General features: G+C 48.5%; 19 protein-coding genes and 4 tRNA genes. 18 read left to right on the top strand and 5 right to left on the bottom strand.

Features of this window, described 5'->3' with window-relative positions:
• Positions 1-2 precede the first annotated feature (2 nt).
• Genes phoU through AOA56_RS10910 form a run of 3 tightly spaced genes read left to right on the top strand, consistent with a single transcriptional unit; the run spans position 3 to position 2,712 of the window.
• Positions 3-689 (top strand): phosphate signaling complex protein PhoU, encoded by a 687-nt coding sequence (phoU, locus tag AOA56_RS10920; RefSeq protein WP_053769653.1) that lies wholly within the window; start codon positions 3-5, stop codon positions 687-689.
• Positions 686-1,369 carry a response regulator transcription factor gene (locus tag AOA56_RS10915; protein WP_024733359.1) on the top strand — a complete coding sequence of 228 codons (684 nt, stop codon included), beginning with the start codon at positions 686-688 and terminating at the stop codon, positions 1,367-1,369. The genes phoU and AOA56_RS10915 overlap by 4 nt, the downstream gene beginning before the upstream one ends.
• Positions 1,366-2,712, top strand: coding sequence for a sensor histidine kinase (locus AOA56_RS10910; protein WP_053769652.1), 1,347 nt, complete (start codon positions 1,366-1,368; stop codon positions 2,710-2,712). The genes AOA56_RS10915 and AOA56_RS10910 overlap by 4 nt, the downstream gene beginning before the upstream one ends.
• Here the strand turns inward: AOA56_RS10910 and AOA56_RS10905 are convergent.
• Both AOA56_RS10905 and AOA56_RS10900 read right to left on the bottom strand, forming a co-directional pair.
• On the bottom strand, positions 2,660-3,256 hold the full coding sequence (locus AOA56_RS10905) for a YitT family protein (protein WP_082349972.1): 597 nt from the start codon (positions 3,254-3,256) through the stop codon (positions 2,660-2,662). The two genes, AOA56_RS10910 and AOA56_RS10905, sit on opposite strands and share 53 nt — an antisense overlap.
• 3 nt (positions 3,257-3,259) lie before the next feature.
• Positions 3,260-4,138: a LysR substrate-binding domain-containing protein gene (locus AOA56_RS10900; protein ID WP_024733356.1), complete on the bottom strand. Its 879-nt coding sequence runs from the start codon at positions 4,136-4,138 to the stop codon at positions 3,260-3,262.
• Positions 4,139-4,260: 122 nt separating this feature from the next.
• Between AOA56_RS10900 and AOA56_RS10895 the strand changes: the two genes are divergently transcribed.
• The 4 genes from AOA56_RS10895 (at position 4,261) to AOA56_RS10880 (ending at position 8,410) form a co-directional block, all read left to right on the top strand.
• A complete protein-coding gene (locus AOA56_RS10895) occupies positions 4,261-5,277 on the top strand; it encodes a YeiH family protein (RefSeq protein WP_024733355.1) in 1,017 nt (338 codons plus the stop codon).
• 80 nt (positions 5,278-5,357) lie between these two features.
• Positions 5,358-6,128, top strand: a complete 771-nt coding sequence (locus AOA56_RS10890) for a polysaccharide deacetylase family protein (protein ID WP_162224702.1) — start codon at positions 5,358-5,360, stop codon at positions 6,126-6,128.
• Positions 6,129-6,265: 137 nt separating this feature from the next.
• Positions 6,266-7,081, top strand: coding sequence for a diaminopimelate epimerase (gene dapF, locus AOA56_RS10885; RefSeq protein WP_024733353.1), 816 nt, complete (start codon positions 6,266-6,268; stop codon positions 7,079-7,081).
• 114 nt (positions 7,082-7,195) lie between these two features.
• Positions 7,196-8,410: an LL-diaminopimelate aminotransferase gene (locus tag AOA56_RS10880; protein WP_053769650.1), complete on the top strand. Its 1,215-nt coding sequence runs from the start codon at positions 7,196-7,198 to the stop codon at positions 8,408-8,410.
• Here AOA56_RS10880 and AOA56_RS10875 read toward each other — a convergent pair.
• The gene (locus AOA56_RS10875) at positions 8,407-9,204 is read right to left on the bottom strand and encodes a MerR family transcriptional regulator (protein WP_048620412.1); all 798 of its coding nucleotides are present in this window, start codon (positions 9,202-9,204) and stop codon (positions 8,407-8,409) included. The genes AOA56_RS10880 and AOA56_RS10875 overlap by 4 nt on opposite strands.
• A 150-nt stretch (positions 9,205-9,354) precedes the next feature.
• Here AOA56_RS10875 and AOA56_RS10870 point away from each other — a divergent pair.
• From AOA56_RS10870 to AOA56_RS10830, 9 genes are all read left to right on the top strand, one after another.
• A tRNA-Gln gene (locus tag AOA56_RS10870) sits at positions 9,355-9,425 on the top strand.
• A 4-nt stretch (positions 9,426-9,429) separates the two neighbouring features.
• Positions 9,430-9,503, top strand: a tRNA-Pro gene (locus tag AOA56_RS10865).
• A gap of 64 nt (positions 9,504-9,567) precedes the next feature.
• Positions 9,568-9,638, top strand: a tRNA-Gln gene (locus AOA56_RS10860).
• 4 nt (positions 9,639-9,642) lie between these two features.
• A tRNA-Pro gene (locus tag AOA56_RS10855) sits at positions 9,643-9,716 on the top strand.
• Between the two features lie 245 nt (positions 9,717-9,961).
• Complete coding sequence (locus AOA56_RS10850; protein ID WP_053769649.1) at positions 9,962-11,527, top strand: ClC family H(+)/Cl(-) exchange transporter; 1,566 nt, start codon at positions 9,962-9,964, stop codon at positions 11,525-11,527.
• Between the two features lie 9 nt (positions 11,528-11,536).
• Entirely contained in the window at positions 11,537-12,898 is a 1,362-nt protein-coding gene (locus AOA56_RS10845; protein ID WP_334291732.1) for an MATE family efflux transporter, read from the top strand.
• A 220-nt stretch (positions 12,899-13,118) separates the two neighbouring features.
• The gene (locus tag AOA56_RS10840; protein WP_330376500.1) at positions 13,119-13,574 is read left to right on the top strand and encodes an NfeD family protein; all 456 of its coding nucleotides are present in this window, start codon (positions 13,119-13,121) and stop codon (positions 13,572-13,574) included.
• Positions 13,575-13,602: 28 nt separating this feature from the next.
• Positions 13,603-14,538, top strand: a complete 936-nt coding sequence (locus tag AOA56_RS10835; protein ID WP_152334146.1) for an SPFH domain-containing protein — start codon at positions 13,603-13,605, stop codon at positions 14,536-14,538.
• Positions 14,539-14,541: 3 nt separating this feature from the next.
• Positions 14,542-15,153, top strand: a complete 612-nt coding sequence (locus tag AOA56_RS10830; protein WP_053769648.1) for a nucleoside/nucleotide kinase family protein — start codon at positions 14,542-14,544, stop codon at positions 15,151-15,153.
• A gap of 58 nt (positions 15,154-15,211) precedes the next feature.
• On the opposite strand, the gene AOA56_RS10825 is transcribed toward AOA56_RS10830, so the two are convergent.
• Positions 15,212-16,339 (bottom strand): DUF362 domain-containing protein, encoded by a 1,128-nt coding sequence (locus AOA56_RS10825; protein WP_053769647.1) that lies wholly within the window; start codon positions 16,337-16,339, stop codon positions 15,212-15,214.
• 100 nt (positions 16,340-16,439) lie between these two features.
• Positions 16,440-16,937 carry a GNAT family N-acetyltransferase gene (locus tag AOA56_RS10820; protein WP_053769646.1) on the bottom strand — a complete coding sequence of 166 codons (498 nt, stop codon included), beginning with the start codon at positions 16,935-16,937 and terminating at the stop codon, positions 16,440-16,442.
• Between the two features lie 99 nt (positions 16,938-17,036).
• Here AOA56_RS10820 and AOA56_RS10815 point away from each other — a divergent pair, with 99 nt between their 5' ends.
• Together AOA56_RS10815 and AOA56_RS10810 are read left to right on the top strand one after the other, a co-directional pair.
• A complete protein-coding gene (locus AOA56_RS10815) occupies positions 17,037-17,741 on the top strand; it encodes an ABC transporter ATP-binding protein (protein ID WP_053769645.1) in 705 nt (234 codons plus the stop codon).
• Between the two features lie 10 nt (positions 17,742-17,751).
• A complete protein-coding gene (locus AOA56_RS10810; protein ID WP_238117750.1) occupies positions 17,752-21,474 on the top strand; it encodes an FtsX-like permease family protein in 3,723 nt (1,240 codons plus the stop codon).
• Positions 21,475-21,546 lie beyond the last annotated feature (72 nt).

Here is a 21,546-nt window from a genome sequence, read left to right as displayed (position 1 = left end):
ATATGAGAAACAAATTCGATATGCAGCTTGACTCATTAAAAGAACAGCTTACCAATATGGGCGAGTTGTGCGAAGTTGCGATCACAAAGGCCACAGAGGCTATTCTGGAAGGTAAGGAAGAGCAGGCAAGAGAGGTCATCCTTGCGGACGAGGAGATCGACCAGGCAGAGAAAGACATTGAGAGACTTTGTCTGAAGCTTCTGCTTCAGCAGCAGCCGGTGGCAAAGGATCTTCGCCAGATCTCAGCGGCATTGAAAATGATTACCGACATGGAGCGGATCGGAGATCAGGCGTCAGACATTGCGGAGATTCTGCTCTCTACAGATCTTAAGATGGAGATGGACAATAAGGACATCGGCGTGATGGCCCAGGCCGCAGCGAAGATGGTTCGGGAAAGCGTCCGGGCGTACGTTGAGCAGAACATGATGCTTGCGAAGAAAGTGATGACAGCGGACGACGAAGTAGACCGGCTTTTTGACAAGATCCGTCAAGAAATCATAGAATATATTGCCAAAGAAAACGGAGACGGCGGCGAGGACGCGGTAGATCTGATTATGGTTGCTAAATATCTGGAACGAATCGGGGACCATGCGACCAACATCGCCGAGTGGGTAGAGTTTTCCGTCACCGGAAATCACCGCATTGCCACGGAGGTCCATGAAAGGAAAAGCGCAGGAGAAGTAAAATGATTTTTTGTGTAGAAGACGACAGGAATATTAGAGAACTGGTAGTATATACATTATCAAGTACAGGCATGGAAGCGGAAGGATTTGAAGACGGCGAAGTGTTTTTTAAAGCTTTGGCAGAACGGCTGCCAGAGCTTATTTTACTTGATATTATGCTGCCGGGAGAAGACGGGCTTACAATTCTGAAAAAGCTGAAAGGTAACAAAAAGACAAAAGACATTCCGGTTATCATGGTGACGGCAAAGGGGACAGAGTACGACAAAGTGTCCGGGCTTGACGCCGGGGCGGACGACTATGTGACCAAGCCGTTTGGGATGATGGAACTGGTATCCAGGATTAAAGCCGTACTCAGGCGTACGAAGAAAAAGGAGGAGGCCGAAGTCCTAAAGGCAGGGCCGATCACGCTCAACGAGAAAAAGCACGAGGTACTTGTAGACGGAGAGCATATTAATCTGACGCTGAAAGAGTACGAGATGCTGAAGAGACTGATTCATAACAAAGGGATTGTTCTCACAAGAGACCGGCTTTTAGAAGAGATCTGGGGCTATGACTTTGATGGTGAGACACGGACCGTGGACGTACATATCCGAACCTTGCGCCAGAAACTTGGGAGCGCCGGGGAGGTCATTGAAACAGTGCGCGGCGTGGGTTACCGGATCACAGAGGATCAGGAGGAAGCATGAGAAACAAGATCCAGAGAAATATGGTGTTCATGATTGTTCTGACACTTCTGGCGTCCTATGCATTTATCATTGGTATTGTCTACAATCAGACTTACCGGATCATGAGGCAGGACGCAAGGCAGGAGGCAGCCTATATCAAGGAGGCCATTAACCTGTTGGGAAGCCAGTATCTCCAGGAGATGGACGACGTCAATACAGATACTCGTGTAACGCAGATCGACGAGGAGGGAACCGTCCTCTATGATTCCCACGGAATCAACAGTAAGGATGAGAATCATGCACAGAGGAAAGAGATCAAAGAGGCGCTGGAAAAAGGGCATGGTCAGGCGAAGCGGATGTCCGAGACAGTAGGGCAGGAGCTTTATTACTATGCGACACTTCTGGAGGATGGTACGGTTCTGCGGGTCGCCAAGTCCATGGACGGCGTAAGCAGCACGGCTGTGCGCGTTCTGCCTTATATGTTTGGGATTGGTATTGCCCTGGTCGTGATCGCCTGGAGGCTTTCGAAGTGGATGGCGAGCCGGCTGGTGCAGCCGATCAATGAACTTGATCTGGAACATCCGATTGATAACGATGTCTACGAAGAGCTGACGCCTCTGCTTCTTAGTATGGAAAGTCAGAAGAAGGAAAAGGAAAAGAATGAGCAGATGCGAAAAGAATTTTCCGCAAATGTTTCCCATGAGCTGAAGACTCCGCTGACGTCTATTTCCGGTTATGCTGAGATTATGAAGAGTGGGCTTGTAAAACCAGATGATGTGCCGGGATTCGCGGAGCGTATCTATAAGGAGGCAAGCCGGCTTATTGTGTTAGTGGAAGATATCATCAAGCTTTCCAAGCTAGATGAAGGAGGCGTGGGTCTGGAAAAGGAGACGGTAAATCTTTATGCCATCTGTGAGGATGTTTTGGTGCGTCTGGAGAATATGGCGGAGCGCCATCATGTTTCCATGGATTTGAGTGGAGAAACAGTAGAATTTGAAGGTGTATACCGGATTCTGGATGAGATGGTCTGGAATCTGTGCGAGAACGCCGTAAAATATAATAAACCGGGTGGCCGGGTGCATGTCTGGGTGGGCAGTACCTTAAGCGGGCCGAAGATCATCGTGAAAGATACGGGGATTGGAATCCCGGAAGAGGAGCAGGAGCGCATTTTTGAGCGCTTCTACCGGGTGGATAAAAGCCACTCCAAGGAGACAGGGGGAACCGGGCTTGGGCTTTCTATCGTCAAGCATGGAGCGGTTATACACAATATTCAGATCCGGACTGACAGTGAGGTTGGAAAAGGGACGACCATTACCCTTTCTTTTTTAAAAGGTGATTCAGTGTCAGGGACTGAAGCGCAGTAAATCCGATTCCGGTCAGGACGGATAACATACCGTAGGTAAAGAGTCCGAAAAGCAATACGCACATGTTGATCAGATACATGCTAAGTGCGATATTGATTTTCGGATTTTTTTTATTTAAAATCAGGGCCACTACATCGAATCCTACGGCTGTGGACTTCGCACTGATGCAGAAATAGTATCCGAATCCTACAATGGTTCCGGCGACCACCATGCCAAGGGCAGGCGGCACGATCAGAGCAAGCCCGGTGCTGTGCAAGATCGAGAAGAAGACAAGATAGCAAATGCAGCTAAACACGGTTCCGGTAAAAAAGGTCTTACCAAGAAAAATATAGCAAAGCAGCAAAAGTAAGATGGTGATAAAGTCCACCAGGTACGTCAGATTGATGGAGGTAACTTCCTCCAGAATCATAGAAAAGCTCGTAACGCCTCCGTTTACGATCTTATTAGGCACAGTGATGAAAGCATAAGCGCCGGTAATCAACAGATTGCCTAAAATGATGCTCAGATAGCGTTTCCCATTCTGTATGGTGAAAAGGTTTCTCATGGCTTAGTGTCTCCATTCCTTAAATAATGTTCGGTAACGAGAGGCGAAGATGCTGCCCTTCTGCCAGATCAACGTGAAATCATGGGTTACAGAGAAGTCCTCCGGTGTGATATCATACAAAGTATGGCTTTTCAGCTCTTCTTCCACAGCGGACCGGTATAAGAAGGTGATACCAATACCGGCAGCAGCCATTGCTTTTAAGGCAGGGATATTTCCGATTTCGGAGATCCCGGCAAAATCGTGGATCGAAAGATTGCGGGAAGTCAGACATTTCTCCAGAATCTCCCTCGTCCCTGATCCGGTTTCCCGGATTAGAAGCTTTTCCCCAAGAAGATCTGTCAGCTGGGCAGGACGTATCCCACTTTGCGGTGGCTTTCCTGCGACCGCAATGTAGGGCTCCGTCGAGAAGGTCAGGTAGTCATACTGGGTCTTATCGAAATATCCTTCCACAATGGCAAAATCGATCTCCCCATCGGAGATCCGTTCGAGAAGCTCGTGGGTGTTGGCGGTGATCATCGTCAGGGCGGTGTCCGGGTGGTGTGTCTGGTGTTCAATCAAAAACTGCGGCATGACGTACTCCCCGATGGTGAGGGTCGCTCCGAAGATAAGGGATGGGTGTTTGTTTTTCATGGCAAGAACCTGTTCCTTTAAGTAAACCTGGTCGTGGCTTAAGGTCGAAAAGGCATGGAGCAGATATTCCCCGGCCTCTGTGAGTACCGGCTTCTTGCCCTGGAAGGAAAAGAGCCTCGTCTGGTAGTAGTCTTCGATGAAACGAATGTGCTGCGAGACGGCAGGCTGGGTGATGTGGAGAGCCTCGGCTGCCTTGGTGAAATTCATGTATTTACAGACTTCCAGAAACGTGTAGACACGGAAATCCAGCATAGATATCGCCCCCTTTTTCTTAATCATAACATAAATTTATGGATAAATAAATATATATCATTTTTCATAATGCCGGGTCTTTGATATGATACTTGCAGAAATGGGAAAGTGAGGAAATACAGATGAAAACAATGCAGGAAACTTATAAAGGAATCGGATTCTGTCTCTTGATCGCCATTCCGGCCTTTTTGCTCGGCAAACAGTTCGAGGTGATTGGAGGCCCGGTATTCGCGATACTGATCGGTATGTGTCTGGCGCTTCTGGTAAAAGAGAGCGGGTCGCTTCAGGCGGGAATCAAATTTACATCTAAGAAGATTTTGCAATATGCAGTCATTCTGCTGGGATTTGGCATGAATCTAACGGATATACTTGTAAAGGGCCGTCAGTCTCTGCCTATCATCCTGGCAACAATCTCCACATCACTGGTGATTTCGTTTATTCTATATAAAGTAATGCATATTCCGGCACGGATCTCTACCTTGGTTGGTGTAGGATCCAGTATTTGTGGCGGGTCCGCCATTGCGGCAACGGCTCCGGTGATCGATGCGGACGACGAGGAGATCGCCCAGTCCATCTCGGTTATCTTCTTATTTAATGTCATTGCGGCGCTGATCTTCCCGAAACTGGGAATGATTCTGGGGCTGAGCAACGAGGGTTTCGGTCTCTTTGCCGGGACAGCAGTGAACGATACGTCCTCTGTGACAGCGGCAGCGGCGGCCTGGGACGGACTGCACGGAAGCAATACACTGGATGCGGCGACGATTGTTAAGCTGACAAGAACGCTGGCGATCATTCCGATCACCCTCGTCCTGTCTTTCTGGCAGATGAGAAAGGCGAAGAAAAGCGGAGAAATCCAGGGCGGAACCTTTGATATCAAGAAGATTTTCCCGTTCTTCATCCTGTTTTTCATTTTGGCTTCCGTGGTCACTACAGTCTTCGCACTGCCGGCGACGGTGACAGCGCCAATCAAGGAGCTGAGCAAGTTTTTCATTATTATGGCGATGGCGGCGATTGGATTTAATACAAATCTTGTGAAGCTTGTCCGCACCGGTGGGAAGCCGATTTTCATGGGACTATGCTGTTGGATCGGTATTGCGGGCGTCAGCCTGCTTATACAGCATGTTCTTGGCATCTGGTAACACCGAAAGAAAAGGGAACTGGTAAAAGGAAACTTGGGAGCATATATTGTAGGAACACCACAATGCTTCGGAGTATGTTTATGCATGTTTGGAAAGAAAAAGGGAGGAAGGTATTCTTATCCCTCATGGCGTTTGCCTTTCTGCTTGTAGGGGGAATCTGGTACGCAAAGGAATATACGACGGTCGGAAACAGCGTCAATGGACGGGAGATGCCGGTTTGTTCGGTGGAGACGGAGGAAAAGGAGATGGCGCTTACCTTTGAGACTGCGTGGGGAGAAGAGCGGACAGGGGACATTCTCGATCTGTTAAAGAAAGAAGGTGTCCGGGCGACATTCTTTGTCACGGAGAGCTGGATGCGGAATCACCCGGAACTGATCGCGCGGATGAAGGATGAGGGACACGATATCGGGACGCTTGGCGTCAGTCACGAAGATCTTTCCCAGAAGACCGGGGAGGAACAGAGAAGCGAGCTTAGGGAGGCGAAAAAGGCAGCATACGAGTATGGGATTTCCATGGAGTTTTTCCGCCCACCTTATGGAAACTACAATGATTCGCTGATTCGGACGGCCTGGGAGGAAGGTTTCTATACGGTTCGCTGGTCTGTGGATTCTATGGATTGGAAAAACTACGGACCGGAGAGTCTTATTCAGACGGTAACAAAAAGTAAAGAATTCGGAAGCGGCGCCATTGTCCGGCTGAACAGTGAGGCGGAGGATACAAAAGGGGCGCTGAAAGAGTTGATACGCATGATCCAGAAGAAAGGATATCATCTCGTCCCGGTCTCCGAATTGATTCATCGGGGCAAGTATCATATGGATGTGAACGGGCGGCAGATTCCGGGATTGACATAAAATGGGCCATTTCTTCATATAATATAACATTCAGCCATGCCAGACCGGGTTAGTAGGTTGAACGCAGATTTCTGTGACTTTGTGCATGGGCTGAATTGTCACCATACAATACCAGAAAACATCAGGAGGTATTGGCAATGCATTTTGTGAAAATGGAAGGATGCGGAAATGATTATATCTATCTGGACGGAGAAAAAGAAGCCATTTCCAATCCACAGGCTCTGGCCAGGAAGATCAGCGATCGTCATTTCGGTGTGGGGGCGGATGGCATGATTCTTATTTGCCCGTCGGATACGGCAGACTGCAGGATGGAGATGTATAATGCGGACGGTTCCAGGGGCAGTATGTGTGGAAACGGCGTACGCTGTGTGGCACGATATCTGTACGACTATAAACAGATAAAAAAGCAGGAGATCGCTGTCGAGACAGACAGCGGGATACACACGGTGCGTGTCCTGAAAGATTCGGAAAAAGGAAAGGTTTCTATGGGGAGACCTGTGATTCTGGATCAGTCCCACATCATTTCGCTGGAGGGGCAGAAGTTGGAAATGATGCTCGTTTCCATGGGAAATCCTCATGCCGTGATTTTCATGCCGCCGGAGGAAGGAAGCTTTAAGACCTGGGATATGAGGAGGGCAGCCGTTATAAGCAGTCATTCGGACTTCCCGGACGGGGTCAACGTGGAACTGGTGCAGGTGTATTCGGAGACCGGAATGAAGATTCGGGTGTGGGAGCGAGGAAGCAAGGAGACGCTTTCCTGTGGAAGCGGAGCGTGTGCGGCAGCGACCGCAGCCATCCTGGACGGTCGGACCAAGCGGAAAGTAAATGTGGAAATGCTGGGCGGAATGTTGGAAGTGGAGTGGAAGAGCGACGGAGAGATGTATCTCACCGGAAGTTGTCATTTTATCTGTGAGGGCGATTATCCTTGTATTCTCCAGGAAACAGGGGCGTAGTACAAAATTGTACTACGCCTTTTGAAAATTTTCTTTACGTGTTTCCGGAAATGTGTTATGATATACGCGACGTGAATTTAATACATTAAAGAAATAAAGAGAAGGAGACAGGATATGTTTAAAATTAATGAAAATTATCTGAAACTTCCAGGAAGCTATCTCTTTTCTACTATCGCAAAAAAGGTAGCCGCATATACCGAGGCAAATCCGGACAGATCCATCATTCGACTGGGAATTGGGGATGTAACACAGCCACTTGCGCCGGCTATCATCGACGCCCTTCACAGTGCGGTAGATGAGATGGCGCATGCAGAGACTTTCCATGGTTATGCTCCGGATTTGGGATATGAATTTTTAAGAAGCGCTATGGCAAAGAATGATTACCAGGCAAGAGGATGCGAGATCCAGGCGGATGAGATTTTTATCTCCGACGGCGCAAAAGGAGACTCCGGCAATATCCAGGAGATTTTCGACCAGGACAATAAGATTGCGGTCTGTGATCCGGTTTATCCGGTTTATGTAGACACCAACGTCATGGCAGGTCGTACCGGTACATACGATCCAAAGTCTGAGGTGTGGAGCGATGTGATCTACATGCCTTGTACGGCGGACAATCATTTCGTGCCGGAACTTCCGAAGGAAGTGCCGGATCTGATTTATCTGTGTTTTCCGAACAACCCAACGGGGTCTGCTATCACAAAGGATCAGCTTCAGATGTGGGTGGATTATGCGAATCAGAAGGGATCTGTCATCATCTACGATGCGGCATATGAAGCATATATTTCTGAAGATGATGTACCACATACCATCTTTGAGTGCAAGGGAGCAAGAACGTGTGCCATTGAGCTTCGCAGCTTCTCCAAGAAAGCAGGATTTACCGGAGTGCGGCTCGGTGCGACGGTGATCCCAAAAGATCTCAAATGCGGCGATGTGATGCTTCATTCTCTCTGGGCAAGACGTCACGGAACAAAGTACAATGGAGCGCCGTATATTGTACAGAAAGCGGGTGAGGCCGTGTACTCTGAGGCCGGGAAGGCACAGTTAAAAGAGCAGATCGCTTACTATATGAGAAACGCGAAGACAATTTACGGAGGGCTCAGAGAAGCAGGATACACCGTATCCGGAGGAGTGAACTCTCCGTACATTTGGTTGAAAACACCGGACAACATGACGTCCTGGGAGTTTTTTGATTATCTGCTGACAAAGGCCGGTGTAGTAGGAACACCGGGGTCAGGATTCGGACCAAGCGGGGAGGGCTACTTCCGTTTGACTGCGTTCGGAACATACGAAAACACGTTGGCAGCCGTGGAGCGGATCAAACATCTTTAGGGAACTGATACATGGATCTGAAGTTCCGTGATATATTCTTCCGGATTGGCAGACTGGTGGATGTCCACCCAGAGAAGCTCCAGGATTTCCTCCCCGATCCGGTAGCCTTTCTCCGTAGCGTAAGAAAGGAGCCGGGGAATTGCAACTGCGTTGTGATTGTTATTTCCGCGGTAGCTGTAGGAGAGGTAAAGTCCTTCCGGAAGGATATCAAGGCCATCCTCCGCAATGACGAATACACCTTCATACTTCCGGAACTGCCCGCTTTTTGCCGCATACACCGGGATCAGAGAGCCGATATGATTGCTTCCGATAATGTAAAGATTGTCCTGAGATTGATTTAATAGCTGCTTCATCAGAATGTCCATCTCCTCATCTTTTTGATATCCTGAGTAGAGAACATGGCAGGATCGGGCGGGAAGCCGGATCTCTGTGACGGTCTCAAGGGGCTGCTCCTTTGCTGTCTGAAGTGTTGCGAGGCGCTGCTCCACATTGGACTGGAGCTGGCGAAGCTGTGCCATTTTCCGGTGGATGGCATTCAGCTCCTCATTGAGCAAAAGCTCTGTGGTATCAATACTTCGATTTGTCAGGTATTCCCGAATTCGTTCCATAGAAAAACCAAGACCCCGTAAGTCGCGAATCACATTCAGCCGCCAAATATCATCGAGACGGTACAGACGATAACCATTTTTACCTCTCTTTGGCGTGAGTAGTCCCAATTCCTCATAATAACGAAGAGAATCGACACCGATCTGGTACAGCTTTGAGATCTCTCCGATTTTAAAATATTGTTTCATACTGTCCTCCCGGAAATGATTTGTTATTTATATTATAACAAGGCTTGAAAGCGAGCAAAAGGGAAAATAAAAAAAAGTATTGACAATCAGGATTTTTTTGGTATAATAATCTATGTTCGCTGATAAAACAGCGGTACGGCAAAAGTGCGATGCGGATTGGTGTAATGGCAGCACAGCAGACTCTGACTCTGTTAGTAGAGGTTCGAGTCCTCTATCCGTAGTTATCGGAGTGTGGCTCAGCTTGGTAGAGCGCTACGTTCGGGACGTAGAGGCCGCAGGTTCAAATCCTGTCACTCCGATCACCGGAAAAACTCGATTTTGCCGATGAAACAGGAAACACAGCTTTGTAACAGAAAGCAGTATTGCGGATTGGTGTAATGGCAGCACAGCAGACTCTGACTCTGTTAGTAGAGGTTCGAGTCCTCTATCCGTAGTCACCGGAGTGTGGCTCAGCTTGGTAGAGCGCTACGTTCGGGACGTAGAGGCCGCAGGTTCAAATCCTGTCACTCCGATTTTATCCTCCATGTTACGGAGGATTTTTTTATAAGATAAAATTCAGACGGTTCCGGGTCAGGATTATCCGTACATATCAGATTTGGTGATGTGTAACGGATAATCTTTTTTGTTTAAAAAGAGAGGTTGTTTTGACTTCCATTGATTCCAGTCTTTGATTGAATATTTAGCAAAATGGAATTATACTGTGAATAACGGGAGTGAAACAACTTCTAAATTGAAAAGGAAAGACAGGAAAAAGAAAATGAGAGAGAAAAAGGATATATCCTATACCATCCGCAGATCGGCCGATTTTCCGGTAATTATGATCGGAGAAGGGATCCTGGTAGGATGTTTCGCCGGAGGCGTGGTGCTTTTGTACCGGATTTGCCTGAATTATGCGGCTTCGTGGATGCAGGAGATTTTGGGACTTTGCCAAGGACATCCGGGAAGAACAGCGCTCTGGATGGGAGCGCTTTTTCTGATGGCGGTAATTACTGGACTCCTTGTAAAGTGGGAGCCGATGATCTCCGGTAGTGGGATCCCACAGTTGAAAGGGGAGATGGAAGGAAAACTGCATCAGAATTGGCGCCGGATTCTACCGGCGAAGTTTCTGGGGGGATTTCTGGGGCTGTTCGGAGGATTGGCACTTGGACGGGAGGGCCCGTCCATCCAGCTCGGGGCTATGGCAGGAAAAGGCGTCTCAAGAGTGCTGAAGAGGGGGAAGACGGAGGAGAAATTTCTTCTGACCTGTGGTGCGAGTGCAGGGATGGCTGCCGCGTTCCAGGCGCCGCTTGCAGGTGTGATGTTTACTATGGAAGAAATTCATAAAAACTTTACAGCGGCGGTATTTGTGTCTGCGATGACATCAGCGGTAGTGGCGGACTATATGACGACCAGGGTGCTCGGTATGGATCCGGTTTTTCAGTTTGAAATTGTGGGTAACCTGCCCCAGGGATATTATGGACTGTTGATTTTGATGGGTGTTCTGTTGGGATTTTTTGGCGTCTTTTATAACTGGTTTACTTTGAAAGTTCAGACTTTCTACCAGAAGATTTTTGCCTTTAGACCGGCAGGCAAAGCGGTGATCCCGTTTCTTGCGGCGGGGATTCTGGGAATCTTCGCTCCGGAAGTGCTGGGAAACGGACACAGTTTGATTGAGACAATGACACACGAGCGAATGATCATTCAGACATTGTTGATTTTGTTTGCCCTGCGGTTTGTATTTTCAGCAGTGAGCTTCGGAGCAGGAGTACCGGGTGGCATTTTCTTTCCGATGCTGGTGTTGGGCGCCTTCGCGGGCTGTGTTTTCGGTACGGTGTGCAGTGAGTTGTTTGGTATTCCCGGTGAGTATATCAACAATTTCATTCTGCTTGCCATGGCAGGATTCTTTACAGCGGTAGTCCGGGCGCCTATGACGGGTATCATCTTAATTTTTGAGCTGACAGGATCGATCAGCCAGATGCTCTCCCTGTCTGTTGTAACTGTCATTGCTTATATCAGCACTATGATGCTGAAGTCCGAGCCTATTTATGAGAGTCTGCTGGCGAGGATACTGAAAGGTAGGAAACAGGAACCGGAGGAATCCGGCCAAGAAAAGGTACTGGACTATTATGCTGTGGCGGAGGACGCTTTTGTGTCCGGGCGCACGGTCAGAGAAATTCCGTGGCCAGAATTCTGTCTTCTGGTATCGATCCGGCGGGGAGAAAGGGAACTGATTCCAAAAGGGAAAACACGCATCCAGACAGGGGACGTCATTATTACCATGACCGACGAAGAACACAACGGTGCGGTCTGTGATCAGATGAAGCAATTATGCAGAAATGAGTAAAAGAGGCGAATGATTTTGGAAACAAGAAATGATTTCAGTAAAGGGAGTGTCGTAAAAAATATCTGGAGTCTGGCAGTTCCTATGACGGTGGCACAGCTTGTCAACGTCCTTTACAGTGTGGTGGATCGGGTCTATATCGGACATCTTCCCCATACATCGACGGAAGCGCTTACCGGGATTGGACTGGCTCTCCCTGTTATTACAATGATTACCGCGTTTTCCAATCTCTTTGGCATGGGGGGAGCACCGCTTTGTTCGATTGCCAGGGGAGCGGGCGACGGAGAACGGGCAGAGAAGATCATGGGAAATTCTTTTACCATGTTGCTCTTGTCGGGTGCGGCATTGATGGCAGTCTGCTATCTGACAATGAAGCCCATGCTCTTTTTGTTCGGAGCAAGCGTCCAGACGTACCCTTATGCGAAAGGGTATCTGAGCGTCTACCTTTTAGGAACGCTTTTTGTAATGATCAGTCTTGGAATGAACAATTTTATCAATGCCCAGGGATTCGGCAAAATGGGGATGATAACTGTACTGATCGGAGCTATTTTGAATATTATTCTGGATCCGGTTTTTATTTTTATCTTCCACATGGGCGTTTACGGGGCAGCGACGGCAACCGTGATCTCTCAGGGGGTGTCAGCGCTCTATGTGTTCTGGTTTCTGAGGGGAGACCGTGCCTTGTTCCGGCTGAGGCGAAAGACTATGCGGCTGGACGGAAAGTTGGTTCGGGAAATCACAGGTCTTGGCCTTTCTGGCTTTGTCATGTCTGTTACCAATGGGGCAGTGCAGATCGTATGTAATGCCATGTTGTCAAGGTATGGAGGAGACCTCTACGTGGGTGTGATGACGGTAGTCAATTCTGTCCGGGAGATCATTACCATGCCGGTCAACGGGCTCACTAACGGTGCTCAGCCGGTGATTGGATTTAACTACGGAGCAGGTGAATACGACCGGGTAAAGAAAGCCATTCGTTTTATGGGAATAAGCTGTGTGATCTTTACCTGTGCGGTGTGGGGACTTCTTTTTGTAGCGCCTCAGTTTTTTATCCATCTGTTTAATAGTGAGCCGGAGCTTCTGAAAGCAGGGGTGGGCGCGTTTCGAATCTATTTTTTTGGAATCTTTTTGATGGCACTTCAGTTTACCGGGCAGTCCACATTTGTGGCGCTTGGAAAATCGAGACAGGCGGTATTTTTCTCTCTGCTTAGAAAAGCAATCATCGTCATTCCCCTTACCATTTTGTTCCCGATGATCGGAGGGCTTGGGGTACACGGCGTTTTCCTTGCAGAACCGGTGTCTAATCTGATTGGCGGTGTGGCATGTTTTGTTACGATGTATGTGACTGTTTATAGAAAACTGGGACAAAAGAGGTAACTATTCAGCCATACGGCTTTGATTTGCCACTGTGGGACTGAATAGTTACTAAAAAAGCAGATAAGTATAGGGTTTCAGTTGCAAAAAACGGGAAATAATAGTAAACTGATAATAACTTGATGTATTTTGAAAAATCAGAAAAAAGGAGAAAGTTTTGAAAAAGGACCATCTCCCGTCTTTCCGATACAGGAAAGATATCTGACAGAAGGAGGTGCAAGTTGTGGCATTGACACCGGAAACGATGAGAATGATCTGGCTGTTCCTGGTTGTAGTACTTCTGATTATTGAACTGGTAACAGTGGGATTAACAACGATCTGGTTTGCCGCCGGATCGGCGTCGGCTTTTCTGCTGTCCCTGGCGGGACTCGGAATTGGCTGGCAGATTGGCGTATTTCTGGTTGTTTCCATCGTCCTGTTTGTGTTTACCAGGCCTTGGGCGATGAAATATGTCAATAAGAAAAGCGAAAAGACCAATTACGAAGGTGTGATTGGGAGGACAGTCAAAGTGACACAAGAAATCAACAACACCGAACAGACAGGGAAGGCAGTCTATGACGGACAGGAATGGACGGCGAGAAGTGCGGATGACAATACGGTCATCGAGGCAGGACAGCTTGCAAGAGTTGTCAGAATTGAGGGTGTGAAGCTGATTGTAAGGGAAAAGGAGGAAAAGTAATATGAAAGGTATTGGTGCATCTACTATTATGTCGATTCTCGGAATCATTGTTCTGATTCTGGTTGTGGCGATTTTAATCTCCTGTATTAAAATCGTACATCAGGCACAGGCGCTTGTCATAGAGCGGCTTGGAGCTTATCAGGCGACATGGAGTGTGGGAATCCACTTTAAGATTCCGATTATTGAGCGGGTAGCAAGAAGAATTGACCTCAAAGAGCAGGTAGTCGACTTTGAACCGCAGGCTGTGATCACGAAGGATAATGTTACGATGCAGATTGACACGGTTGTATTCTATCAGATTACAGATCCGAAGCTGTTCTGCTATGGTGTCGCAAGCCCGATTATGGCGATTGAAAATTTGACTGCTACAACGCTTCGGAATATCATAGGTGATCTGGAATTAGACCAGACACTTACGTCCCGGGAAACGATCAATACAAAGATGCGCTCAGAGTTGGATCTGGCTACAGACCCTTGGGGAATTAAGGTCAATCGTGTGGAACTGAAAAATATTATTCCACCAGCGGCGATTCGTGATGCCATGGAGAAGCAGATGAAAGCCGAGCGTGAAAGACGAGAAGCCATTCTTCGTGCGGAGGGAGAGAAGAAGTCCACCATTCTTGTGGCGGAAGGAGAGAAAGAGTCCGCAATTTTGAATGCGGAAGCAGATAAGCAGGCAGCGATCCTTCATGCCGAGGCGGAGAAAGAAAAGATGATCCGCGAGGCAGAAGGTGAGGCAGAAGCGATTCTGAAAGTCCAAAAAGCAAATGCCGACGGTCTGCGTTTCTTAAAAGAGGCAGGAGTGGACGAGGCAGTTCTGACCTTAAAAAGCCTCGAAGCATTCGAAAAGGCGGCGGACGGCAAAGCAACGAAGATCATCATTCCGTCCGAGATTCAGGGCGTGGCAGGTCTCGTGAAATCGCTGGTAGAAATTGGAGAAAAAGAGACAGAAAGCGGGGTATAACCGTTGCACACAATACGAGAGATAGAGGCGAGTATCATAGACCAGATCGAAGTATGGAGGCAGGAAGAACAGAAGCAAAGAGCCGGCAGCAAAAAGAATCAGAAGAATCGAAAACGGCCGTGGATGATCGCTCTGGACGGAATGTGTGCTTCCGGAAAGACAACGCTGGCCGGTAAGATGAAAGAGCGTTACCCGGAACTTGCTGTGATTCATATGGATGACTTTTTCCTGCAACCGCAGATGCGGACGCCAGGGCGGCTTTCTGAGCCGGGTGGAAATGTAGACTACAAGCGGTTTTGCCTGGAGGTGGTCGATCCTCTGGTTCAAACCGGATCATGCAGTTACCGGGTGTACAGTTGTCACAGTCAGAGCTTTGTCCGTACAGAAACGCTGGCTGATCCGAAGATCGTGCTTGTGGAAGGCGCATACAGCGCTCATCCTTATTTCGGGGCTGTCTATGACGCCGTCTATTTCCTTTCCATTTCCAAACAAGAGCAAAAAGAGCGGATTCTGAGGAGAAATGGGGAGGCAATGCTGTCCCGGTTTCTGGACGAATGGATTCCCATGGAGGAGCAGTATTTTGAAACATTTGGAATCCGGGAAAAGGAAGAGTAATGATGGAAGGAGGTCCAAACCGCAATGTGCGGTTCGGACCTCCTTTTAACATGGCAGTTTATTTTACTGTGATCAGATCGTACTCTCTGGTGCCAAGGCCGATCTTTTCAGCGTGGATGAGACAGTCTTCCCATCCCGCTTCCGGTGTGGTATTCACAAAATGATCGTGGTGGTCGCAGAAACCATCCTCATGCATCCGATCATCGAGAAGACTTCCCGGCAGCGGATTCTGAGCGTTGCAGGCGTCCACACATGCCTGGTCAAGAGCCACCGGATCGAAGCTTGCGAACATTCCGATATCCGGCAGGATCGGCACGTCATTCTCTCCGTGGCAGTCACAGTACGGAGAAACGTCGATCACCAGATTGATGTGGAAGTTCGGGCGACCGTCTACGACCGCCTTGGAGTATTCGGCGATCTTCATGTCAAGCTCTTTTACTGCGGAAGAGTTCTCATTGAAGATGGCGTCGAAATTGCAGGAGCCAAGGCAGCGTCCGCATCCGACACACTTCTCATGGGTGATAGACGCATGACGGTTCTCATCAAAAGAGATGGCTCCATGAGCACAGTTTTTGGCACAAGTCTTACAGCCGACACATTTCTCCTGATTGACGGCTGGCTTTCCGCTGTTGTGCATCTCCATCTTTCCGGCACGGGAACCGCAGCCCATTCCAATATTCTTCAGGGCGCCGCCAAACCCGGTAGCCTCGTGGCCTTTAAAGTGATTCAGGGAAATAAAGACGTCTGCGTCCATGATGGCGGTTCCGATCTTGGCTTCTTGTACCAGCTCACCACCTTCTACCGGCACATAAGTCTCGTCCGTCCCCTTTAAGCCGTCCGCAATGATGACCTGGCATCCTGTGGAAAACGGAGTGAATCCATTCTCATAGGCACTCTCGATGTGCTCCAGCGCATCTTTCCGGCGTCCCACATACAGGGTGTTGCAGTCCGTCAGAAACGGACGTCCGCCGAACTCTTTTACGATGTCCGCCACGGCTTTCGCCCAGTTCGGCCGCAGGTAGGATAGATTTCCCGGTTCTCCAAAATGAATTTTGATGGCCGTCATCTTTTTCTCAAAATCGATCTCTCCGATACCGGCCCTACGGATGAGCTTTTTCAGTTTCTCCGGAAGACTGGTTCCCGGAAGTGCCCGCAGATCTGAAAAATAAACCTTTGCTTTTTCCATTGATGGTTCCCTCCTAATTGTTTTGTTTCCTGAAAATTTCTCGCTATATTTCTGAGATATGTCCTGACGACTGCCCCAGATCCCAATGGGCTGAAAAGGATCAGATCTCCAGTTCCAGAATGTAATCATCCATCACATAGCCATTCCCGATGTCTGCCACCTGGCTGCGGACGTTAGAAAATCCGAGATGATGGTAGACGTCCAGCGTGTGGCTGTTGTACTTATTGCAGGTCAGCCTGATTTTCGTAAGGCCGTGTTTGTGGCAGTAGTCTTTCAGAAACTCCAAGGCCTTTGTGCTCAGATGTTGTCCCCGGTAGTCCTTGTGCAGGTAAAGCTTGCTCAAAAAGAGGGCGTCTTCCTCCGGGCGGATACCCGCATAACCTGCAAACGCATCGCCACAGAAAATCCGGTAGTATTCATATCCCTCTTTCACCTGATCTTTTAAGGCAGGGTAGGACTGAAACTTTCCGACCATATAGTTGACCTGGTCAAGGCCGATGATCGGAACAAAATGTTCATGCCAGATCTCGTTTGCAAGCGCGGCAATCTTGTCCAGCGCAACGTCCGTCGTGGCTTGTTCCATACGAAATGTTCCCATAAAAATTCCTCCTCCAGGCTGTTATTTCAACCCCTTATCTGTTATTATAATTATAGTAAGAAATTCATGCAAGATAAAAATAGAGGTGACGTGCAGGAGATGGCAGGCTTTGTAACTTTGAAAGATGTACGGAAAATTTATAAGATGGGAGAGGTCGAAATCCGGGCCGTGGACGGCATCGATTTTGAGATCGAAAAGGGAGAGTTTGTCGTGATTGTGGGACCAAGCGGTGCTGGGAAAACGACGGTACTCAATATTCTTGGCGGTATGGATACAGCAACCAGCGGTCTCGTTCAGATTGACGGCACGGATATTACCAGGTTTAAAGCGAGACAGCTCACCAGCTACCGGAGAGACGATATCGGGTTTGTATTTCAGTTTTATAATTTAATCCAAAATCTGACAGCTCTGGAAAATGTGGAGCTGGCACTTCAAATCTGTAAGGATCCGCTGGATGCGGAAATAGTCTTAAAGGAAGTTGGATTAGGAGACCGGATGAAAAATTTTCCGGCACAGCTCTCGGGAGGGGAGCAGCAGAGAGTCTCTATCGCAAGGGCTCTTGCGAAGAATCCGAAGATTCTGCTTTGTGATGAGCCGACCGGAGCACTGGACTATAACACGGGGAAAGCGATTCTGAAATTGTTGCAGGATACGTGCCGGGAAAAGGGTGTGACGGTGATTCTGATTACCCATAATTCGGCGATTGCGCCGATGGCGGACCGGGTCATTCATATCAAAAATGGAAAAGTATCGAAGATTCTGAAAAATGACCATCCTGTTCCGGTAGAGACGATAGAGTGGTAATGGCGGTGATATGATGAAAAGGACAGCACTACATAAAGAGTTCTGGACGTCCATCAGAAAGAGTCTGGGACGGTTTTTGTCAATTTTTATGATTGTAGCTTTGGGCGTGTCTTTTTTTTCCGGGATCCGGGCTTCTGAGCCGGATATGAGGATTTCCGGGGACCGGTATTATGATGAGACGAATCTGATGGATCTAAAAGTCCAGGGGACTTTGGGATTGACGGATGATGATGTAAGGACTCTTTCGGATGTAGAAGGAATTGAGCTGGCGGAAGGCGGCTTCACAGTGGATGCGCTTTGCCAGGTAGGAGAAAATGAAAAAGTGCTGCATATTGCTTCCGCCTATGAGAAGATCAATCAGATCACGGTGTTCGAGGGGAGGATGCCAAAAGGAGAGGGCGAGTGCCTGCTCGATGAGGATTTCATGGCGGAGGGCGGTTTTGAAATCGGGGACAGGATCTATCTGTCCTCCGGAACAGACAGCCCGGTTACGGACAGTCTGAAACAGGATTCTCTGACGGTGGTCGGCGCCGGGAGCAGCCCGGAGTATATTTCCATTGAGCGTGGAAGCTCTCTTGTAGGAAACGGAGAGGTCTCAGGATTTGCGGTGGTAGCGCCGGAAGCGTTTTCTCTGGATGTTTACACAGAGATCTGTCTTCTTGTGGACGGAGCAAAAGCGAAGACTTGCTATACGGATGGATACGATGATCTGATTGCCGAAGTGAAGAACCGGGTAGAAGGCATCGAGGATGTAGCGTGTGCAAGAAGAACGAATGAAATCCGTGAAGAAGCATTCGAGCAGATCGAAGATTCCCAGAAACAGCTTGATGAAGAACGGCAGAAAGCAGATGACGAGCTTGCGAAAGCAGAACAAGAGCTTAGTGATGGTGAGAAGGGAATTCAGGACGGGGAGAAGCGGATCGCGGACGGAAGAGAGGCTCTTATTTCCGGAAAAGCAGAGATCAGCAGACAGGAGGAAACTTTGAAAGACGCCGAGACCCAGTATGAGAATAGCCTGTCGGCGCTGAAGTCCGGCAAGTCCAGCCTCCGGAGTAAACAGGCGGAGCTTGAGGAGGGGAAACAGACGGCGCAGAAGCGCTTTTCTGAGCAGGAGACGAAGATTGCCCAAAGCCAGAAAGAGCTTGATGAGGCGAAACAGCAGTTGGATGCCGCAGAGCAGGAGATCGATACGCGGGAGCAGGCGCTGGCAGACGGAAGAGCACAGCTGGAAGCAAAGAAGACAGAGATTATGACAGCGTCAGCGACACTGGATCAGATACAGGAAGAGATCGAAGCTGGCATTACGGAAGCAGAGCAGACGATCGACGAGCAACAGCAGAAGTTGGAAGCGCTTGGCGACCAGATTGCAGAGCTTATGGCATTGATCAACCAGGATCCGGATGGCGCGACAGAGGAACAAAAGGCCCAGCTTGCCACTTTGCAAGAGCAGTATGCAGTCGGAAGCAGTGCGGTCGAGGCAGCAAAGGGCGAGCTGGAAGTGGAAAAACAGGAGGCTCAGGCACGTCTTGCTGAGATAGAGAAAAAGCGCGCAGAGCTTTCAGACGGGCAGAAAGCGTTGGAATTGGAAGAAGCAGATCTCCAAGAGAAAGAAGCTTATTTTGCAGAGAGTATAGCTCCTGTAAAAGAGAAGCTTGAAAAGCAAAAGCATCAATGGGAAGCAGGAGTTCAGGAACTGGAAGCAGGGAAGGAGGCCCTTGCTAAGGCAAAGGAGGAAACAGAAGCGCAGTTCGCTTCCGGCGAACAGCAGATTGCAGCGACACAGTCTAAGCTCCGTTCCTCTGAGGCAGAGCTTTCCACGGCGGCATCTCAGATTGCAAGTGGAAAGTCCCAGATCCAGAGCGCAAAGAATACGATTGCCCAAAAGGAAAGGGAACTTACCGAGGCAGAAACCGAACTGGCTGACGGCAGGAAAGAGCTTGATAAGGGCAGAAAAGAGTACGAGTCGCAAAAAGCAGACGCCGAGAGCCGTCTGGCGGATGCTCAGAGCCAGATCAATGATGCCAGGTCAGATGTAGAAAAGCTGGACGAACAGACATGGTATGTCAATGACCGGGACATTCTGGCAGAGTATACCAGTTATGGGGAGAACGCAGACCGAATGCGCGCCATTGGCGAAGTATTTCCGGAGCTGTTCTTCCTTGTGGCGGCGCTGATCAGTCTGACAACCATGACAAGAATGGTGGAGGAAGAGCGAACTCAGATCGGAACGATGAAAGCCCTTGGTTACGGCAAAGGGGCCATCGCCGGAAAATATCTGATGTATGCTTTTCTGGCAACGATGGGCGGCAGCGTTTTCGGAGTACTGATCGGAGAAAAAGTTTTTCCGTATATCATTATTTATTCGTACCAGATTATGTATACTCATCTGCCGCATATTGTCGTTCCGTATCAGTGGAATTATGCGGCGATGGCAACAGCGGCGGCACTCGCCTGTACCTTGCTTGCGACCCTTTACGCATGTTATAAAGAGCTGGCGGCGCAGCCGGCGGAGCTGATGCGGCCACCATCACCGAAAGAGGGGAAACGGATTCTTTTGGAACGCGTATCCATACTCTGGAGACATTTAAGCTTTACATGGAAGTCCTCCGTCCGGAATTTGTTCCGTTATAAGAAGAGATTCTTTATGACGATCGCAGGAATCGGCGGATGTATGGCCCTGATGGTAGTCGGATTCGGACTGAGGGATTCCATCATGTGTATCGGAACAATTCAGTATCAAGAGCTTCAGGTTTATGATGGGATGGTCTATTTAAGCAACAGTGTGACCGATGAAGAAATCCGCACGATTATGAATACTATGGATGAGATGGGGAAAATGGATCGCTATATGGAAATGGAGATGATGAAAGAGCCAATTGCCGCTTCAGCAGATGGAAAGACAGAGGATGTCTACCTTTGTGTGCCGGAAGACAAAGATATGGTCGATGAATTTATGACATTTCGGGATCGGACGTCAGGAGAAATCTATCATCTGACAGATGACGGTGTCATTCTGACAGAGAAGATGGCAAAGACGCTGGATGTATCCAGAGGAGATCCGATCTATATCGGTGTGGATGGAGAGGAAAAGGAAGTCACTGTCACAGATATTTGCGAGAATTACATGGAGCATTATGTTTACATGACTGCGGAGCTCTATGAAGAGTTGTACGGAGAAGAACCAGGATATAACAGTATTCTCTTTGATTTGAAGAATGCTTCGGACAAAGAGATTTCAGATGCTGGAGAGACACTTCTGAAATACGATGGTGTAATGAATGTGACTTACACAAATAATATTGAAGATCAGCTCAACACGATGCTGGAAAGTCTGAATCTGGTTATTGTGGTTCTGATCATTTCCGCCGGGTTGCTGGCATTTGTCGTTCTGTACAATCTGAACAACATTAATATCACAGAAAGGCGGCGGGAGCTTGCGACACTGAAAGTGTTGGGCTTTTATGATGCGGAAGTCAGCTCCTATGTATATCGGGAGAATATCATGCTGACTCTTTTCAGTATTGTAATCGGTATCGGACTGGGGGCAGTTCTTCATCGTTTTGTGATCACAACAGTGGAAGTGGATGCTGTAATGTTTGGCCGGGTAGTGAACTGGCGGAGTTATCTATATAGTGCTCTGTTTACAGTAGGTTTTTCACTTTTTGTCAACTGGGTGATGTACTATAAACTGAAAAAAATTGATATGGTTGAATCGCTCAAAAGCGTGGAATAAGAAAATTGACAGGCGGGATAGAATCCCGCCTGTTCGTGTATGTACGAAAAATTCACAGAGTTTTCTACTCTG

The sequence above is a fragment of the Sellimonas intestinalis genome (assembly GCF_001280875.1).
Taxonomy (GTDB): domain Bacteria; phylum Bacillota; class Clostridia; order Lachnospirales; family Lachnospiraceae; genus Sellimonas; species Sellimonas intestinalis.
This window is presented reverse-complemented; position numbering and strand designations above follow the sequence as displayed.